Raw genomic sequence first — 17,282 nt, 5'->3', positions numbered from 1 at the left:
TCAGGCCCCCTTGGCGGTCTTGGCAGTCGCGGAGAGGGCCACCAGGTGCGCGGCCGGCTCCGAGTAGTCGACACCGACCACCTTGGACCCCTCGAACCGGAAGGAGGTGAGGCTGGCCAGCCCGCACTGGCGCTTACGCGGGTCGTGCCAGAGCCGCTTGCCCTCCACGTACCGTCGCAGTGTCCAGATCGGAAGCTGGTGCGAGACGCAGACCGCCTCGTGACCCTCGGCCGCGACCCGGGCCGCCTGCACCGCGGCGAACATTCGCTGCGCGATCACCAGGTACGCCTCGCCCCAGGACGGGGTGATCGGGTCACGCAGCACCCACCAGTGCCGGGGGTTGCTGAACGCGCCGTCCCCGACCGAGACCCGCTTGCCCTCGAAGTAGTTCGCGCTCTCGATCAGCCGGACGTCGGTCGCCGTCTCCAGCTTGAACTCCGCGGCGAACGGCGCGGCCGTCTCCTGCGCGCGCTCCAGCGGGCTCGCCACCACATGCGTGATGTCCCGGCCGGCCAGCACCTCGGTAGCGGCCTTGGCCATCTGGTGGCCGAGCTCCGACAGGTGGAAGTCGGGCAGGCGCCCGTACAGGATCTTATTCGGGTTGAAGACCTCACCGTGCCGGAGCACGTGCACCGTGGTCTTGGTGGGCTCGGACAAAATCAGGCTCCCGCTGCCGCTCGGGCCGCGTGCGGCGCCGCCGCGGCGATCTGTTCCAGCGCTGCGTCGTCGATCGCCGTCGACACGAACCACGACTCGAAGGCGCTCGGCGGCAGGTAGACGCCGCGGGCCAGCATGGTGTGGAAGAACGCCTTGAACGCTGCCGCGTTCTGCGTCTTCGCGGAGTCGTAGTCGACGACCTCGGCGTCGGTGAAGAAGATCGAGAACATGTTGCCGGCGTACTGCAGCCGGTGCGGCACGCCCGCGGCGGTCAGCGCGTCGGAGGCGAGCGAGCCGACCGTGCCGGCCAGCTCGTCGAGCCGCTTGTAGGTCGCGTCGTCGGCGAGCCGCAGCGAGGCGAGCCCGGCCGCGCACGCGAGCGGGTTACCGGAGAGCGTGCCGGCCTGGTAGACCGGACCGGCCGGGGCGAGCCGGGACATGATCTCCCGGCGGCCGCCGAAGGCCGCCGCGGGCAGACCGCCGCCCATCACCTTGCCGAAGGTGAAGAGGTCGGCGTCGACCGGGTGCAGCCCGGCCCAGCCGCCGGCGGAGACCCGGAAACCGGTCATCACCTCGTCGATGATCAGCAGCGCGCCGTGCCGGTGTGCGATCTCGGCGAGCTTGCCGTTGAAGTCGTCCTTGGGCGTGACCACGCCCATGTTGCCGGGCGCCGCCTCGGTGATGATCGCGGCGATCTCGGCGCCCTGCGCCTCGAAGGCCTTCGCCACCGCTTCGACGTCGTTGTACGGCAGCACGATGGTCTCGGAGGCCGCCGCGCCGGTCACGCCGGGCGAGTCCGGCAGGCCGAGCGTCGCGACGCCGGAGCCGGCCGAGGCGAGCAGCGCGTCCACGTGACCGTGGTAGCAGCCGGCGAACTTCACGATCTTGGAGCGGCCGGTGAACCCCCGGGCCAGCCGGATCGCCGTCATCGTCGCCTCGGTGCCGGAGTTGACCAGGCGCACCTCCTCGACCGGGGTGCGGCGGACGATCTCCTCGGCCAGGTCGACCTCACCGGCCGTCGGCGTGCCGAAGCTGGTGCCGGACGCGGCGGCCCGCTGCACCGCTTCGATGATCTCCGGGTGGGCGTGCCCGTGGATCAGCGGACCCCACGAGCAGACCAGGTCGACATAGCGCCGCCCGTCCGCGTCGGTCATCCACGGGCCGCTGCCCGAGACCATGAATCGGGGCGTGCCGCCGACCGCACGGAAAGCACGCACAGGTGAATTGACCCCACCCGGCACGATGGCCTGGGCGCGGTCGAACAGGGCCTGAGAGACCGGGGCATCCTCCGGGTACGGAAGATCCGCGGTGGGATATGTCGTGGTCACAGCGGTTCCCATTCTGTCAGCGGCGTACGGCGAGTATCTCGAGAGGGTTGCTCACGTCTCCGGGAGATGTCCGGATGCGCCCGGTCTGACCGCGCCGAACGGGCCGAACCGCGTGTAAGAGGATAGGCTGACTCGCGTGGAGCGACCGGAGCTGTCCATCGCGGTTCATCGCGCCCCCGACGAGATCGTGATCGCGCTCGCCGGGGAAATCGACGTGCTCACGGTCACCGAGCTGTCCACGATCGTCAACGAATTGCTGGCCGAGCCGCCGTCGCGCATCGTGCTCGACATGGCCGGCGTGACGTTCTGTGATTCGCAGGGTCTGGGCACGCTGGTGGTGCTGAGCCGCAAGGCGCAACATGCGCACACTGTGCTGTCCCTCGCCAACGTGGGCGATTTCCTGATGCGGGTGCTGGACATCACCGGTCTGCGCAGCGCACTGATGATCAGCAGTACAGCCTGAGCCCGACATACCGCGATGGTGTCACATCGCGATTGGGGAGTTCCTGAGAGCGCGGTCGGCTGTGGAACGGTCCTCAGCCGAACGATCCGGAGACATTCACGGTCCCGCTGCCCTGGGTGACGGCCGTCGCGGCGTAACCGTCCCCGGCGGCGTCACGGCCGCCCTCGGCGTAGGTGTAGCGCGCGTAGAAGACGTACGTGCCCGGGTCCAGGGTGTCGCCCGAGGAGAGCTCGAAGCGATAGACCAGCGCATCCGACTCTTCGACGACGGTGCTCGTCACGCTCGCGCCGGGCACCTGCTCGCTGCCGCCCCGGGAGACCAGCTCGGGGGTGCGCGCCACCCGGATCGTCACGTCGAGGGCGGTGAGCCGCTCGGTGGTCCTGATCGTCACCACACCGGTGCCCTGGGCGCCGGATGCGTCGATCGAGCCGTCCGACCAGAGCGGTCCCCGTACGGCGGGATCGGTTGTCCCGGCGGTCGCCGGGGAGACGCTGGTGGCCGGGGCGTCGCTCGGGGTGGACCGGCGCGGCGACGGCGACTTCGCCGTGGGGCCGGCGGTCGCCGGAGCGGACGACGACGGGGACAGCGACGGGGACAGTGAGATCGACGGGGACGGCGGGGCCGACGGCGCCACCGGGACGCTCACGGCCGGAGCGGGCGGCACCGGCGGCGGCACGTCGTCCCCGGCCAGCGCCCACTGGGCGAATCCGCCGCCGCCGAGGACGGCGGCCACCGCGACAGCGGCGCCGCTGATCCGCAGCCGCGGCACGGCCCGGTGCCGCGCGAACTGGTTGCGCATCGCCGTCTGCGTGATCCGGTCGAGCATCATCTCGCGGTCCGGGCGGTGCCGGACCGCTTCCGCGCGCAGTGCCGCGCGCAACTCGTCGTCGATGAGCCTCATGGCGCCGCCCTCCAACCGTGGATCTGTTGCCGTCAGCAGCCATCGGTGGCTCATCGGCGGTGGTGGCCGCCGGACCCGGGTGTCCGGCGGCCACCTGTCACATCACTTGAAGCTGACGTCGGATTCGCTGTACTTGCAGGTCACACCATCCGGGCCGGAGCCGATCTTGGTGGGCTCCTTACCGGTGTTGTTGCCCGTGTAGCGAACGCAGATGTCCAGCTCGTCGTCGCCGACGATCGTGATCTTGGAGAGGGTGGCGGTGTCGCCGTAGTTGGCGTTGACACCGACCAGGCTCTTCGCCGGGGCGGTGGCGATCACGTTCTGCACCACGACGGCGCGCTTGTGCTGGGTGGAGCAGTTGCCGCAGGACCGGTAGAGCTTGCCGAAGTCGGAGACCTGGAAGTTCTTGATGGTCAGCGTGCCGCCACCGTTGTGCTGGAAGACCTTGTCATCGGCGGAGCGGGCGCCGCCGCCGTCGATGGTGTAGGTCGCCGAGGCGCCGCCCTTGAAGGTGGCCGCGTCCTCGCCGACGTTCTCCCACCACACGTTGATCAGGGTGCAGGAGCCGGAGCAGTGCACGCCGTCCGCGGCCGGGGCGCCGAGGATGACGTTCTTCAGCACCGCGCCGTCGGCCAGCTTGAAGAGCGGGTCCTGGCCCTCGGCCTGGCCGTCGCCGCCCAGGGCGCCGCTGCCGTAGTAGCGGGCGTTGCCGCCGTCCAGCGTCCCGGACACCGGGATCGTCGCGGTCACCGGCTTGCTGCCGGTCGCGGCCGGCCACGCCGCGGTCGGGCTGGTGCCGGTCCCCGAGGTGGTGGTCGCGGTGGGCGTCGCGGTCGCGGTCTTGGACGCGGACGGGGACGCCGTCGCGGTCTTCGACGCGGACGCCGACGCGGTGGCGGTCTTCGACGCCGAAGGCGAGGCGGTCGCCGTCTTCGACGCGGACGGGGACGCCGTCGCGGTCTTCGACGCCGACGAGGAGACCGTCGGCGACACGGGCGCGCCGGTCACCGGGTTCACCGCGACGTCGTCGAACGAGGCCGACGCGTAGCTGGTGACCAGACCGACCCGGCCGTTGCCGGCCAGCGTGCCGGTTCCGGCGGCGACCTTCGCGCCGTCCACGTAACCGGTCACGGTGCTGCCCGAGGCGTCGATGCGCAGGGTGTGCCACGAGGTGAGGTTGCTGACCGCCACCGAGCCGAGCACGCTGACCGCGCTGCCCTTGACGGACTGCAGCTCGGCCTTGCCGGCCGAGGTCAGCGCGAGGCGGTACATGTTCGAGGCGCTGCTGGCACGGGCCGCGATACCGGCCAGGCCGCTGCCGAGGCTGATCGGCTTGACCTTCGCCTGCACCGAGTAATCGGTCCACGACGTCTCACCGGCGAAGACGCGGGCCAGCTCGCTGTCGGCCTTGGACTGCTGGTAGACCTTCGAGCCGTCGGTGACCACCGCCCAGGTGCCGCCGGACTTGGACCAGCCGCTCGCGCCGTCCTCGAAGTCCTCGGACAGCAGGGTGGCGGCCGAGGCCGAGGGGACGAGAACGGCGACCAGCGCGGTGACCGCGCCGGCAGCACCGGCAGCGCCGAGGCCCGTGACCAGCCGGCGGCGCCGGCGGCGATCCGAGGCAGTGGGAGGCATTGCGTGCCGCATGTTGCTCCTACTCAGGGGAAGAAAGACCGCATGATCAAGCGATCACGTCCCGGTAGTGGCGCGGCTGCCCGCCAAGGTTGTTCGGCGTGACCCAGGTCACACCGGCGCCTCAGCTTCCCCAGCGGGCCTTCTCCAGCAGATCGAGCGCCTCAGCGGCGGCCTCCGGACCGCCGGCCCGCAGCACCCGAGCCGCCTCATCCATCGTCTCGGTGAGCTGAAGCCACTGCACCTCCCGCTCCTTCGACGCCTCGGCCTGCGCCTTGAGCTGCTGGTTCTTCATCCAGAGCTCGACGAAGATCGACACCTTGGCGCGCAGCACCCACGGGTCGAACGGCTTCGTGAGGTAGTCCACCGCGCCGACCGCGTAACCCCGCAGGGCGAGTTGCGCATCGCGGTCGGCCGCGGTCAGGAACAGGATGGGTACGTGTCGGGTCCGCTCCCGCCGCTTGATGTGGCTGGCCGTCTCGAACCCATCCATGTTGGGCATGTGCGCGTCGAGCAGGATCACCGCGAAGTCGTCGGTGAGCAACTGCTTGAGGGCTGCCTCCCCGCTCTCCACGGCGACCGCGGTCACCGGCAGCCCTTGCAGGATCGCTTCCAGGGCCAGCAGGTTGTCCCGCCGGTCGTCGACGAGAAGCGCCTTGGCGCGCTCACCCACGCGTATTCACCTCACACAATCGGTTCGGTAGTGCTCGTGGTCAGGCACGGAACTCAGCCGTGTTCCGGTGCCGTGTTCTCCTCCGCGTTCACCCAGCGCGCCATCAGCTCGATCAGTTCGTCCAGGTCGACCGGCTTGGTGATGTAGTCACTGGCGCCGGCCGCGAGGGCCGACTCCCGGTCGCCGGGCATCGCCTTCGCCGTGAGGAAGACTACCGGTAGGTCCCGGAAACGCTGATTGCGCCGGATTCCCCGGGTTGTCTCGTAGCCGTCCTGGTCGGGCATCATCGCGTCCATCAGCACGATGTCGACCTCCGGATGCTCGGCCAGGATCCGGACGCCGTCGACGCCGTTGTCCGAGTAGAGGACGTTCAGCCCGTGCATCTCCAGGGCGCTGGTCAGCGCGAAGACGTTCCGCACGTCGTCGTCGATGATCAGCACGGTCGCGCCGTCCAGCTGCCGGCCGGCCGGGGTCATCGCCGGCTTCTTCTCCTCCTGCCGCGCGGCGAGCTGGGGCAGCTCCATGAGCGGGATGTCGAGGGAGGCCGCCGGCCGGACCGAGATCGCCTTCGCCGGCACCGGCGGCAGCGCCGGCATCGGGATGGCGTCCGGCACCAGCGCCTCGGGCATGTAGAGGGTGAAGGTGGAACCGCCACCCGGCACCGAGGCCACCGTGATCGTGCCGCCGAGCAGCGCAGCGAACTCCCGGCTGATCGACAGGCCCAGGCCGGTGCCGCCGTACTTGCGGGTGGTCGTGCCGTCGGCCTGCTGGAACGGCTCGAAGATGATCGCCAGTTTCTCGTCCGAGATGCCGATGCCGGTGTCGGTGACCGCGAACCCGACCACCTGCCGCGCCGAGAGCAGCGACGGCACGTCCAGGTCGACGTCCGGGGAGGCCGGGAAGATGCTCAGCGTCACCGAGCCGCTGTCGGTGAACTTGACCGCGTTGGAGAGCAGGTTGCGCAGGATCTGCTGGAGCCGCTGCGGGTCGGTGACGATCGACTCGGGCAGCTCGGGCGCCACGTCGACCCGGAACTCCAGGCCCTTGTCCTCGGCCTGCGGCAGGAAGGCCTGCTCGACGTAGCTGCGGATGCCGTCGAAGTCGACCACGTCCGGCTCGACGTCCATCCGGCCCGCCTCGATCTTGGAGAGGTCGAGGATGTCGTCGATCAGCGACAACAGGTCGGAACCGGCGCTGTGAATGGTCCGGGCGAACTCGATCTGCTTGCTGGTCAGGTTCTGCTCGGTGTTGTCGGCGAGCAGCCGGGCCAGCAGCAGGAGCGAGTTCAGCGGCGTGCGCAGCTCGTGGCTCATGTTCGCCAGGAACTCGGACTTGTAGGTGTTGGCGCGGGAGAGCTGCTGCGCCTTCTCCTCCAGGCCGAGCCGGGCCAGCTCGATCTCCCGGTTCTTCAGCTCGATGTTGGCCTTCTGCTCGCTGAGCAGCTTCGCCTTGTCCTCCAGCTCGGCGTTGGTGCGCTGGAGCTCGGCCGACTGGTCCTGCATCTCCCGGGCCAGACGCTGCGACTGGGTGAGCAGCTCCTCGGTACGCCGGTTCGCCTGAATCGTGTTGAGCGCGATCCCGATGTTGGCGACGAGCCGCTCCAGGAACGTGAGGTGCAGACCGGAGAAGGCGGCCACCGACGCGAACTCGATCACGCCCAGCATCTCGCCCTCGAAGAGGACCGGCAGCACCACCAGGTCGTTCGGCGGCATGGCGAGCAGCCCGGAGCGCATGGTCAGTATGCCGTCGTGGGTGGCGCGGACCCGGATCGTCCGGCGTGACACAGCGGCCTGCCCGACCAGCCCCTCGCCCGGTCCGAAGGTCACCTCGTGGTCGCGGGCGACGTATCCGTACGCGGCGTTGAGGCGCAGGCGCATCACCGCTTCCTCGTTGTCGACCAGGAAGAACGCGCCGAGCTGCGCGTCCACCAGCGGCGTCACCTCGGTCATGATCATGCGGCAGACCTCGCCGACGTCCCGCTGGCCCTGGAGCAGGCCACCGATCCGGGCCAGGTTGGAGTCGAGCCAGCCCTGCTCCGCGTTGGTCTTCGTGGTGTCGCGGAGCGTGACGATCATCTGGTTGATGTTGTCCTTCAGCTCCGCCACCTCGCCCTGCGCCTCGACCGCGACGCTCTGGGTGAGGTCACCGCGTGTCACGGCGGTGGACACCTCGGCGATGGCGCGCAGCTGGATGGTGAGCGTGGAGGCGAGCTGGTTCACGTTGTCGGTGAGGTCCCGCCACGTACCAGAAACGCCCTTGACCTGGGCCTGACCGCCCAGCTTGCCTTCCGAACCCACCTCGCGCGCGACACGCGTCACCTCGTCGGCGAACGACGACAGCTGGTCCACCATCGTGTTCACGGTGTTCTTCAGCTCCAGGATCTCGCCCCGGGCGTCGACCGTGATCTTCTGCGACAGGTCACCCTTGGCGACAGCGGTGGTGACCGACGCGATGTTACGGACCTGGCCGGTGAGGTTCGAGGCCATGTAGTTGACGTTGTCGGTCAGGTCGCGCCAGGTGCCGGCGACCCCGCGAACCTGGGCCTGACCGCCCAGCTTGCCCTCCGAGCCCACCTCGCGCGCGACACGCGTCACCTCGTCGGCGAACGACGACAGCTGGTCGACCATGGTGTTCACGGTGTTCTTCAGCTCGAGAATCTCGCCCTGCGCGTCGACCGTGATCTTCTGCGACAGGTCACCCTTGGCGACCGCCGTGGAGACCTGGGCGATGTTGCGCACCTGACTCGTCAGGTTGGACGCCATCGAGTTCACGTTGTCGGTCAGGTCGCGCCAGGTGCCGGCGACCCCGCGAACCTGGGCCTGACCGCCCAGCTTGCCCTCGGTGCCCACCTCGCGGGCCACCCGGGTGACCTCGTCGGCGAACGACGACAGCTGGTCGACCATCGTGTTGACTGTCGACTTGAGCTCCAGGATCTCGCCGCGGGCGTCGACCGTGATCTTCTGGCCGAGGTCGCCCTTGGCGACAGCGGTGGTGACCGACGCGATGTTACGGACCTGGCTGGTCAGGTTGGACGCCATGTAGTTCACGTTGTCGGTGAGGTCCCGCCACGTACCAGAAACGCCCTTGACCTGGGCCTGACCGCCCAGTTTGCCTTCCGAACCCACCTCGCGCGCGACACGCGTCACCTCGTCGGCGAACGACGACAACTGGTCCACCATCGTGTTCACGGTGTTCTTCAGCTCCAGGATCTCGCCCCGGGCGTCGACCGTGATCTTCTGCGACAGGTCACCCTTGGCGACCGCCGTGGAGACCTGCGAGATGTTCCGGACCTGGGCCGTCAGGTTGGCGGCGAGCTGGTTCACGTTCTCGGTGAGGTCCCGCCACGTACCGGAAACGCCCCGGACCTGGGCCTGACCGCCCAGCCGACCCTCCGAACCCACCTCGCGCGCGACACGCGTCACCTCGTCGGCGAACGACGACAGCTGATCCACCATCGTGTTCACGGTGTCCTTGAGCTCCAGGATCTCGCCCTGAGCGGCCACCGTGATCTTCTGCGACAGGTCACCCTTGGCGACCGCCGTGGAGACCTGGGCGATGTTGCGCACCTGACTCGTCAGGTTGGACGCCATCGAGTTCACGTTGTCGGTGAGGTCTTTCCAGGTCCCCGCCACGTTCGGCACCTCGGCCTGACCGCCCAGCTTGCCCTCGGTGCCCACCTCGCGGGCCACCCGCGTGACCTGCTCGGCGAAGAGCCGCAGCGTGTCGGTGAGCCCGTTCATCGTGTCGGCCAGCTCGGCCACCTCGCCGCGCGCCGACACGGTGATCTTCTGCGACAGGTCGCCGCGAGCCATCGCGGTCGCCACCTGCGAGATCGAGCGCACCTGGTGCGTCAGGTTCGACGCCATCGTGTTCACCGAGTCGGTGAGGTCCTTCCAGGTGCCGGCGACGCCCCGGACGTCCGCCTGTCCACCCAGCTCGCCCTCGGTGCCCACCTCGCGCGCCACCCGGGTGACCTCGTCGGCGAACGACGACAGCTGGTCCACCATCGTGTTCACCGTGCGGCCGATCCGGAGGAACTCGCCGCGCAGCGGCCGGCCGTCCATCTCCAGCGCCATGTGCTGCGACAGGTCACCCTCGGCGACCGCCACGATCACCCGGGAGATCTCGGTGGTCGGCCGGGCCAGGTCGTCGATCAGCGAGTTGACCGAGCGGACGCTGTCCGCCCAGGCGCCGTCCAGGCCCTCCTCGTCGAGGCGCTCGGTCAGCCGGCCGTCCCGGCCGACGATCCGGCTTATCCGGCGCAGGTCCAGGTTCTGCCGTTCCTGCAGGGAGATGACCTCGTTGAAGGCCTCGGCGACCGCGCCCGCCATCCCGCTCCGCCGGGGCAGCCGAACCTTCAGGTCGCCGCGGCGCACACGGCGCAACGCGTCGGCGAGCTCACCGAGCAAAACGGTCTCGTCGGGCACGCCGACGGTGGCTTCGTGGGCCGTAGTCATGCTGTCCTCACTCGCTGTCTCCTGCCGGGGTTCCCTATCCTCTCTCGCCCGACCGGGTCAATGCGAGAGACGACTTTGTGCATACACCCACCGGCAGGAGAGGATGCATGGGTGCCAGCCGAGGTCGGAACGATTCCTACAGGCGCGTCGCTTGATGCCCTGGTGCGCAGAACCCGGCTGCCCAATGATCGTCGTACCCCGGCGGCCGCGCGTGCACTCGTCCGCTCCGTGCTGGAGGAGACCGGGCTCGTCAGCCTGCTGAACGAGGCGCTGCTGCTCACCACCGAGCTCTCCACGAACGCGGTGGTGCATGCCAACACCGAGCTGGAGATCGAGGTCACCGCCGACCCGGGCGGCCTCACCGTGACCGTCACCGACTTCGCGCCCGGTCCGGTCGAGCAGCTCGCGGTCGGGCCGAAAAACGAGAGCCCGGACATCGGTGAGGTCGCCGAGCGCGGCCGCGGCCTGCTGCTCGTCGACCACTTCGCGAGCCGCTGGGGCACCGTGCACGAGGGCGACGGCAAAGGCGTCTGGTTCCGGCTCGACCAGCGGAAAGACGCGCCCGTCCGGTTGCCCAGCCAGGCCGAGACGCCCAGCCTCGGCGCGCTCACCGGCCTGCTGCGCACCGGCAACGACCGGCACACCGACGAGGGCCTGGCCGACCTCGCGGCCGACCTGCTCTCCCGGCTTGCCCGGCTGACCGGCGCGGCCGGTGGCGTGGTGCGGCTCGACCGCGGCGACGGCATGGGCCGGCAACTGCTGGCGCGCTACGGCCGTGCCCCGCGGGAGAACGCCGACACGATCCGGGTTCCGCTCGACGTGCACCGGCCGTACTCGGGAGAGCTGGAACTCGACGCCTCCCCGGTGGGGTACGCGCAGGCCCTGGCCACCATGGTCGCCGAGCGCTTCTCCCTGCACCTGGAGAATGACCGGCTGCGCCGCGCCGACGTGCGCCGGCAGACCTGGATCACGTTCCTCGCCGAAGCCAGCGAGCTGCTCGCGCAGTCCCTCGACGTGAACCTCACGATGGCGCTGATCCCGCAGCTGGTGGTGCCCCGGCTCGGCCAGTGGTGCGCGGTGCACACCACCGACACGTGGGGCCGGCTCCAGCTCGCCGCCGCGACCCACGCCGAGGAGTCGCAGCTGGCCCAGCTGCACTCGTCGCTCGCCGAGACCGGGCCGGAGTCGATCCTGGCCCGGCTGGAGGAGGCGTCCCGGCTCGGTACCCAGGTCATGTTCGGCACGCCGTCGGAGGGTTACGCCGTACCGCTGGTGGCGCGGGGCACCCGGCTCGGCACGCTCGCGGTCGGCCGGCACCCGAAACACCGGCACGACGCCGACGAGGTCGCCGTGCTGGAGGACGTGGCCCGGCGCGCGGCCCTCGCCATCGACAACGCGCGCATCCATGACGAGCGGCGCTCGGTCGCCCGTACCCTCCAGGCCTCTCTTCTTCCCCCGGCCCTGCCGCACGTGGAGGGCATCGGCTTCGCCGCGGAGTACGTTCCGACCGGTTCCGAGGTGGGCGGCGACTTCTACGACGTCGTCCCGTTCGGCACCGATCAATATCTGGTGGTGGTCGGCGACGTCTCCGGCAAGGGCGTGCAGGCCGCGACAGTGACCGGCCTGGTCCGCGACGTGATCCGGATCCTGGTCGACGACGGCAAGGCGATGAGCGAGATCCTCTGGCGGGTCAACCGCACGCTGGTGCAGCGCGGCGGCGGGCGGTACTGCACGCTCGCCATGGCGTCGGTGACCCGCAAGGGCACGTCGCTCGGCGTCTGCCTGCACCTGGCCGGGCACGACCGCGCGGTGCTGGTCCGGGCCGACGGCAAGACCTCGTTCGTCGGCGAGGGCGGCACCGCGCTCGGCCTGCTGGAGACGATCACCTCGCCGGACGTGATGATCACGCTGGACCCGGGCGACTCGCTGATCTTCTACACCGACGGGGTGACCGAGCGCCGGCGCGGCCGCGAGCTGTTCGGCTCCAACCGGTTGCGGGAGGCGTCCTCGCCGCTGGCCGGTTATCCGGCGGACGTGATGGCGGCCCGGCTGCGCTCCACGACGATCAATTTCTCGGTCGAGGAGCCGCGTGACGACATCGCGATCCTGGTGCTGCGCAACGACGCCTGAGTTTTGTCATACCGGCGTGGCAGGGTCGGTGGCATGAAGACGCAGTACTACACCGCGACCACGATCGACGGCTTCATCGCTGACGAGCACAACTCGCTGGATTGGCTCTTCGAGGTCGACCAGGGCGGGGAGAACCCGTTCGCCGAGTTCTTCGCCGGCATCGGCGCGTTCGCGATGGGCTCCACCACCTACGAGTGGATCCTTAAGTATGAGGGCGCGCTGGAGCATCCGGAGAAATGGCTCGAGCCCTATGGCGACACACCCGCCTGGGTTTTCAGTTCGCGCGAGCTCCCCGCGATTCCAGGAGCAAACCTTCATTTTGTACGGGGGGAGGTGGCGCCCGTCCACGCGGAGATGGTGGCCGCGGCCCAGGGCAAGAACATCTGGCTGGTCGGCGGCGGTGAGCTGGTCGGCCAGTTCGCCGACGAGGGCCTGCTCGACGAGGTCATCCTCGGGGTCGCCCCGGTGAGCCTCGGCAAGGGCGCGCCGGTGCTGCCCCGGCGCATCACGTCGGCCCGCTTCACGCTGACCGGGGCCCGGCCGATCGGCCAATTCGCATACCTCACCTACGACGTCTCCGCACCCGCGCGGTAAAGCTCACGCTCAGGGCGCAGGCTGGGCCGGCCACGGGCGCAGGCTGGGCCGGCCACGGCCTAGCCCTTCGCCGACTCTGATCGATCTGCCCTTTTTGTCGCCTGAGTCATGGCATCGTGTTGGTCATGGCGAAGACGCAGTACTACACCGCCACCAGCATCGACGGCTTCATCGCCGACAAGAGCAACTCGCTGGACTGGCTCTTCGAGGTCGACGAGGGCACCGCCAATCCGTTCGGCGAGTTCTTCGCCGGCGTCGGCGCGTTCGCCATGGGCGCGACCACCTACGAGTGGGTGCTCAAGAACGACAACCTGCTCGAAGAGCCGGAGAACTGGCACGACATGTACGGCGACGTGCCGTGCTGGGTCTTCACCCACCGCGACCTGCCGCCCGTGCCGGACGCCAACGTCTTCATGATCAGTGGCGACGTCCGCCGCGTCCACGAGGCCATGGTGGTGGCCGCCCAGGGCAAGAACGTCTGGCTGGCCGGCGGCGGCAACCTGGTCAGCCAGTTCGTCGACCACGGCCTCCTCGACGAGATCATCCTCGGCATCGCCCCGGCCATCCTCGGCGACGGCGCGCCGCTGCTCCGCCGCAAGCTCCTGGTCGACGACCTGATCCTCACCGGGGTGCGCGAGGTGGGGCAGTTCGCCTACCTGACCTATGCGGTGGGCGATGTGGCGCGCCTGGGTCGTCACTTGGCGGCAGAGGCAGTGACCCGAATCCCGTCCTTCGGCTAAGTCGCCCCGCCGCGCGGGGATCACGCCGCGACAAACGCCGGCACCGCGCGGCAACTCCGCGAGACCTTGGCAAGTTCTGCCCCCGTGGCATTCACAACTTGCCAAGATCCCGAGAGTCGCCGCGCGGCCCGACGCCACGCCGCCAGCCGCGAAGCCGCGCCCTCACAGCTCACGCCGGTAACGCGCAGCCCCGCAGCTCACGCCAGGAACGCGTAGCCCCGCGGCTCACGCCGGCAACGCAGCCCGCAGCTAGCACAGCGCCGCGAGCGCCCCTCAGAACAGCTCGCGCGTTTCCGTCATCGGCAGCTCCACCGCCAACTCCGGCGGCGCGGCCACCACCGCCAACCTCCCCCGCCGAGCGATCAACACCTGCTCCAGAGCCGTCACGATCTCCCGCACCCGAGCCACCCCCAACTCACCGGGCAGCACCGCATGCACGGCTCCCACCCCGGCCGACCCCCGAATGGCGACAGCGCCACCGGCCACGTCCAGCAGCGAGTACGCGACGGCCTGCAGATGCCGGGGCTGCACAGCGATCCGCACGGCCACGTCACCCACCCCGAACGGGTACCGCCCCCACCACGACGGCGCCGACGACGCCACCACGGCGCCGCCGCCCCACGCGCCGGCGACCTTGTCAGCGCTCCCGGCCACCTCGGCCTCGGCGCCTTCGAGCAGCAGGGCGAGCACGCCACCACCCGCGCCGGGCAGGTCGACCTCGATGCCGCTGGGCGACACGTCCTGCACCAGCACCGAGGAGACGAGATCGTCCACCTCGGCGGGGGTCTTGACGGTCCGCCCGACCCAGCGCCGCGCTGCCGGCAACGGTTCGAGGTTGAGGACGGCCGAGGTGAGCACCCCGTCGATCTCGGCGATGCCGGGCCGCCCGTCCTCACCGTCGGAGGACTCCTCCGATCCGGCGATGGAGACGAACGAGACGCTGGCGGCCTGCGCGGCCGGACTGCCGAACCGGTGCCGCAGCGGGCCCGACTCGTTGACGGCCAGCATCCCGCCGACGGTGGCGCCGCGCGACGGCGGGTCGACGGCGAGCCGCTGACCTTTCAGCGCCAGCGCGGCCTGGACGGCGGAGACCGGCGTGCCCGCGGCGACCACGACTGTCGCATCCCGGTGACCCCACATGCCGTTCAGCCGGCCGGTGTCCACGATCAGGTCGAGACTGGCCGGGGGCGTACCCCAATCGATTTTGGTGCCGGCGCCCCGCGCCCGGAACGACAGCCCGCGCTCGGCCGCGAGCCGCAGGATCGCGGCGGCCGACGAGGCCGTGGCCGGCTGCGCGACGAGACCGGCGCGGCGGCCGGCTGCTTGGTCCACGGTGCGGGCCGGGCGCGCGAAACCGGGACCGCAGATATCCACGAGTGCATCCAGTAGGGAATCACTCACACCGATGCCTCCCCCTAACGGAGTTAGAGACCCCCTGAAGATCGTCCACTCTGGCACATCGTACACATGTTCTAATCGGTGAGGTCCACGTGTGTAAGAAACTCTTCGCGGACCAATCCGCCGGTAACGTGTTTCGGGTGACGATCGAAGCGCCTCCCACGGCCCACCAGTCGCCCTCTGAGCGCACCTTCCACGGCGACACGGTCACCGACGAGTTCGCCTGGCTGATGAACAAAGAGGACCCGGCGACAATCGCGTACCTGGAGGCCGAGAACGCCTGGACCGAGAAGGCGACGGCGCACCTGGACGACGTACGGCAGAGGGTCTTCCAGGAGATCCGCAGCCGCACCCAGGAGACCGACCTGTCGGTGCCGACCCGCAAGGGCGCCCACTGGTACTACACGCGCACTGTCGAGGGCAAGCAGTACGGGATCCACTGCCGGGTGCCGGTGCGCCCGGGTGAGACCGACCCGCCCCTGCAGAGCGACAACAGCGCGGAAGAAATCCTCCTCGACGGCAACGAGCTCGCCCGGGACAAGGAGTTCTTCGCCCTGGGCACGTTCGACGTGAGCCCGGACGGCAACTGGCTCGCCTACTCCACCGACTTCGCCGGCGACGAGCGGTTCACCCTCAAAATCAAAAACCTGCGCACCGGCGAGGTGCTGGCCGACGAGATCACCGACGCGTTCTACGGCAGCGCCTGGTCGGCCGACGGCAGCGTGCTCTTCTACATCACTGTCGACGAGGCCTGGCGGCCGTACCGGGTGTGGCGGCACGTGGTCGGCGAGACCACCGACACGATCATCTACGAGGAGCCGGACGAGCGCTTCTGGGTGGGTGTCGACCTGACCCGCAGCGAGAAGTTCATCGTCATCGACGCGCAGAGCAAGATCACCTCCGAGGTTCGGGTGATCCCGGCGGACCAGCCCGAGGCGGAGCCGGCCCTGATCGCCGAGCGGGTCCAGGGCGTCGAGTACAGCGTGGAGCACCACGGCCACCGGTTCCTGATCCTGCACAACCGGGACGCCGAGGACTTCGCGCTGGCCTGCACCTCGGTGGACAACCCGGGTGAGTGGATCGAGCTGATCCCGCACGAGCCGGGCACCCGCCTGGAGTCGGTGGACGCGTTCGCCCGGCACGTCGTGGTGTCGCTGCGCCGGGACGGCCTGACCGGCCTGCGGGTGATGACCGACGGCAGCACCGATCGGTACGACATGCCGTTCCCCGAGCCGATCTACAGCGTCGGGCTGGCCGGCAACCCGGAGTACGACACGAGCTCGGTCCGGATCAGCTACACCTCGCTCGTCACCCCGGAGTCGGTCTACGACGTCGACCTGGTGACCCGGGCGATGACGCTGCGCAAGCAGAAGCCGGTGCTGGGCGGTTACGACCCGGCCGACTACGAGCAGTTCCGCGAGTGGGCGACCGCCCCGGACGGCACCCGGGTCCCGATCTCGATCGTCGCCCGGAAGAACACGCCGCGGAACGGCGACAATCCCGCTGTGCTCTACGGCTACGGCTCCTACGAGCACTCGATCGACCCGTACTTCTCGATCGCCCGCTTGAGCCTGCTGGACCGCGGCGTGGTCTTCGCGATCGCGCACGTGCGCGGCGGTGGCGAGCTGGGCCGCGGCTGGTACAAACACGGCAAGATGCTGGCGAAGAAGAACACCTTCACCGACTTCGTGGCGTGCGCCGAGGCCCTGGTCCGGGCCCGCTGGACGTCCGCGGCACGCCTTGTCGCGCGGGGCGGTTCGGCCGGTGGCCTGCTGATGGGCGCGGTCGCGAACCTCGCTCCGGAAGCGTTCGCCGGCATCGTCGCCGAGGTGCCGTTCGTCGACCCGCTGACCTCGATCCTGGACCCGAGCCTGCCGCTCACTGTCACCGAGTGGGAGGAGTGGGGCAACCCGCTCGAATCCCCCGAGGTCTACGCGTACATGAAGTCGTACAGCCCCTACGAGAACGTCGCGAAGCTGCGCTACCCCCAGATCCTCGCGGTGACCAGCCTCAACGACACCCGCGTCCTCTACCACGAGCCGACCAAGTGGATCGCCCGCCTGCGCGCGGTCGCCCCCGACGGCACATACCTGCTCAAGACGGAGATGGGCGCCGGCCACGGCGGTCCCAGCGGCCGCTACGACTCGTGGAAAGAGGAGGCCTTCGTGCTCTCCTGGATCTTGGACGTGGTCAAGGCCGTCTGAAAAACCCCGATCTGGTACGAGCCACGAGAGGTCCCCGAGAGTCCAGGCGACCGGGGTGCTGCTCAAGGCCGTTGCGCCCGCATCCGGCCCGGATGCGGGCGCGAG

General features: G+C 69.7%; 12 protein-coding genes. 5 read left to right on the top strand and 7 right to left on the bottom strand.

Features of this window, described 5'->3' with window-relative positions; genetic code table 11:
* Together AB0F72_RS12300 and hemL are read right to left on the bottom strand one after the other, a co-directional pair.
* Positions 1-657 (bottom strand): histidine phosphatase family protein, encoded by a 657-nt coding sequence (locus tag AB0F72_RS12300; protein WP_360429407.1) that lies wholly within the window; start codon positions 655-657, stop codon positions 1-3.
* Positions 658-659: 2 nt separating this feature from the next.
* The gene (hemL, locus tag AB0F72_RS12295; protein ID WP_360429404.1) at positions 660-1,997 is read right to left on the bottom strand and encodes a glutamate-1-semialdehyde 2,1-aminomutase; all 1,338 of its coding nucleotides are present in this window, start codon (positions 1,995-1,997) and stop codon (positions 660-662) included.
* Between the two features lie 124 nt (positions 1,998-2,121).
* Here hemL and AB0F72_RS12290 point away from each other — a divergent pair, with 124 nt between their 5' ends.
* Positions 2,122-2,448 (top strand): STAS domain-containing protein, encoded by a 327-nt coding sequence (locus tag AB0F72_RS12290; RefSeq protein ID WP_360429401.1) that lies wholly within the window; start codon positions 2,122-2,124, stop codon positions 2,446-2,448.
* Positions 2,449-2,521: 73 nt separating this feature from the next.
* Here AB0F72_RS12290 and AB0F72_RS12285 read toward each other — a convergent pair whose 3' ends face one another.
* From AB0F72_RS12285 to AB0F72_RS12270, 4 genes are all read right to left on the bottom strand, one after another.
* Entirely contained in the window at positions 2,522-3,349 is an 828-nt protein-coding gene (locus AB0F72_RS12285; protein WP_360429398.1) for a hypothetical protein, read from the bottom strand.
* 102 nt (positions 3,350-3,451) lie between these two features.
* On the bottom strand, positions 3,452-4,984 hold the full coding sequence (locus AB0F72_RS12280) for a pectate lyase (protein ID WP_360429395.1): 1,533 nt from the start codon (positions 4,982-4,984) through the stop codon (positions 3,452-3,454).
* 121 nt (positions 4,985-5,105) lie between these two features.
* Positions 5,106-5,654 carry a response regulator gene (locus tag AB0F72_RS12275; protein ID WP_360429392.1) on the bottom strand — a complete coding sequence of 183 codons (549 nt, stop codon included), beginning with the start codon at positions 5,652-5,654 and terminating at the stop codon, positions 5,106-5,108.
* Between the two features lie 53 nt (positions 5,655-5,707).
* Entirely contained in the window at positions 5,708-10,111 is a 4,404-nt protein-coding gene (locus tag AB0F72_RS12270) for a HAMP domain-containing protein (protein WP_360429389.1), read from the bottom strand.
* A gap of 60 nt (positions 10,112-10,171) precedes the next feature.
* On the opposite strand from AB0F72_RS12270, the gene AB0F72_RS12265 reads away from it, so the two are divergent.
* The 3 genes from AB0F72_RS12265 to AB0F72_RS12255 all read left to right on the top strand — a co-directional run bounded on the left by AB0F72_RS12265 (position 10,172) and on the right by AB0F72_RS12255 (position 13,575).
* Positions 10,172-12,241, top strand: coding sequence for a SpoIIE family protein phosphatase (locus tag AB0F72_RS12265; RefSeq protein WP_360429386.1), 2,070 nt, complete (start codon positions 10,172-10,174; stop codon positions 12,239-12,241).
* Positions 12,242-12,274: 33 nt separating this feature from the next.
* Entirely contained in the window at positions 12,275-12,835 is a 561-nt protein-coding gene (locus AB0F72_RS12260; protein WP_360429383.1) for a dihydrofolate reductase family protein, read from the top strand.
* Positions 12,836-12,960: 125 nt separating this feature from the next.
* Positions 12,961-13,575, top strand: a complete 615-nt coding sequence (locus AB0F72_RS12255; protein WP_360429380.1) for a dihydrofolate reductase family protein — start codon at positions 12,961-12,963, stop codon at positions 13,573-13,575.
* 273 nt (positions 13,576-13,848) lie between these two features.
* Here the strand turns inward: AB0F72_RS12255 and AB0F72_RS12250 are convergent, their stop codons facing one another.
* Complete coding sequence (locus AB0F72_RS12250; protein ID WP_360429377.1) at positions 13,849-14,976, bottom strand: FAD-binding oxidoreductase; 1,128 nt, start codon at positions 14,974-14,976, stop codon at positions 13,849-13,851.
* Between the two features lie 137 nt (positions 14,977-15,113).
* Between AB0F72_RS12250 and AB0F72_RS12245 the strand changes: the two genes are divergently transcribed.
* Positions 15,114-17,177 carry a S9 family peptidase gene (locus AB0F72_RS12245; RefSeq protein WP_360429374.1) on the top strand — a complete coding sequence of 688 codons (2,064 nt, stop codon included), beginning with the start codon at positions 15,114-15,116 and terminating at the stop codon, positions 17,175-17,177.
* Positions 17,178-17,282 lie beyond the last annotated feature (105 nt).

The organism is Actinoplanes sp. NPDC023936 (assembly GCF_040639325.1).
In the GTDB taxonomy this organism is placed as follows: Bacteria; Actinomycetota; Actinomycetes; order Mycobacteriales; family Micromonosporaceae; genus Actinoplanes.
The sequence above is the reverse complement of the archived record's forward strand: the minus strand, read 5'-3'. Positions and strand labels throughout refer to the sequence as shown.

Coding starts and splice junctions, on each gene's coding strand:
- AB0F72_RS12280 (WP_360429395.1), bottom strand. CDS start 4,984: ATGCCTCCCACTGCCTCGGATCGCCGCCGGCGCCGCCGGCTGGTCACG.
- AB0F72_RS12285 (WP_360429398.1), bottom strand. CDS start 3,349: ATGAGGCTCATCGACGACGAGTTGCGCGCGGCACTGCGCGCGGAAGCG.
- AB0F72_RS12265 (WP_360429386.1), top strand. CDS start 10,172: ATGCGAGAGACGACTTTGTGCATACACCCACCGGCAGGAGAGGATGCA.
- AB0F72_RS12255 (WP_360429380.1), top strand. CDS start 12,961: ATGGCGAAGACGCAGTACTACACCGCCACCAGCATCGACGGCTTCATC.
- AB0F72_RS12270 (WP_360429389.1), bottom strand. CDS start 10,111: ATGACTACGGCCCACGAAGCCACCGTCGGCGTGCCCGACGAGACCGTT.
- AB0F72_RS12260 (WP_360429383.1), top strand. CDS start 12,275: ATGAAGACGCAGTACTACACCGCGACCACGATCGACGGCTTCATCGCT.
- hemL (WP_360429404.1), bottom strand. CDS start 1,997: ATGGGAACCGCTGTGACCACGACATATCCCACCGCGGATCTTCCGTAC.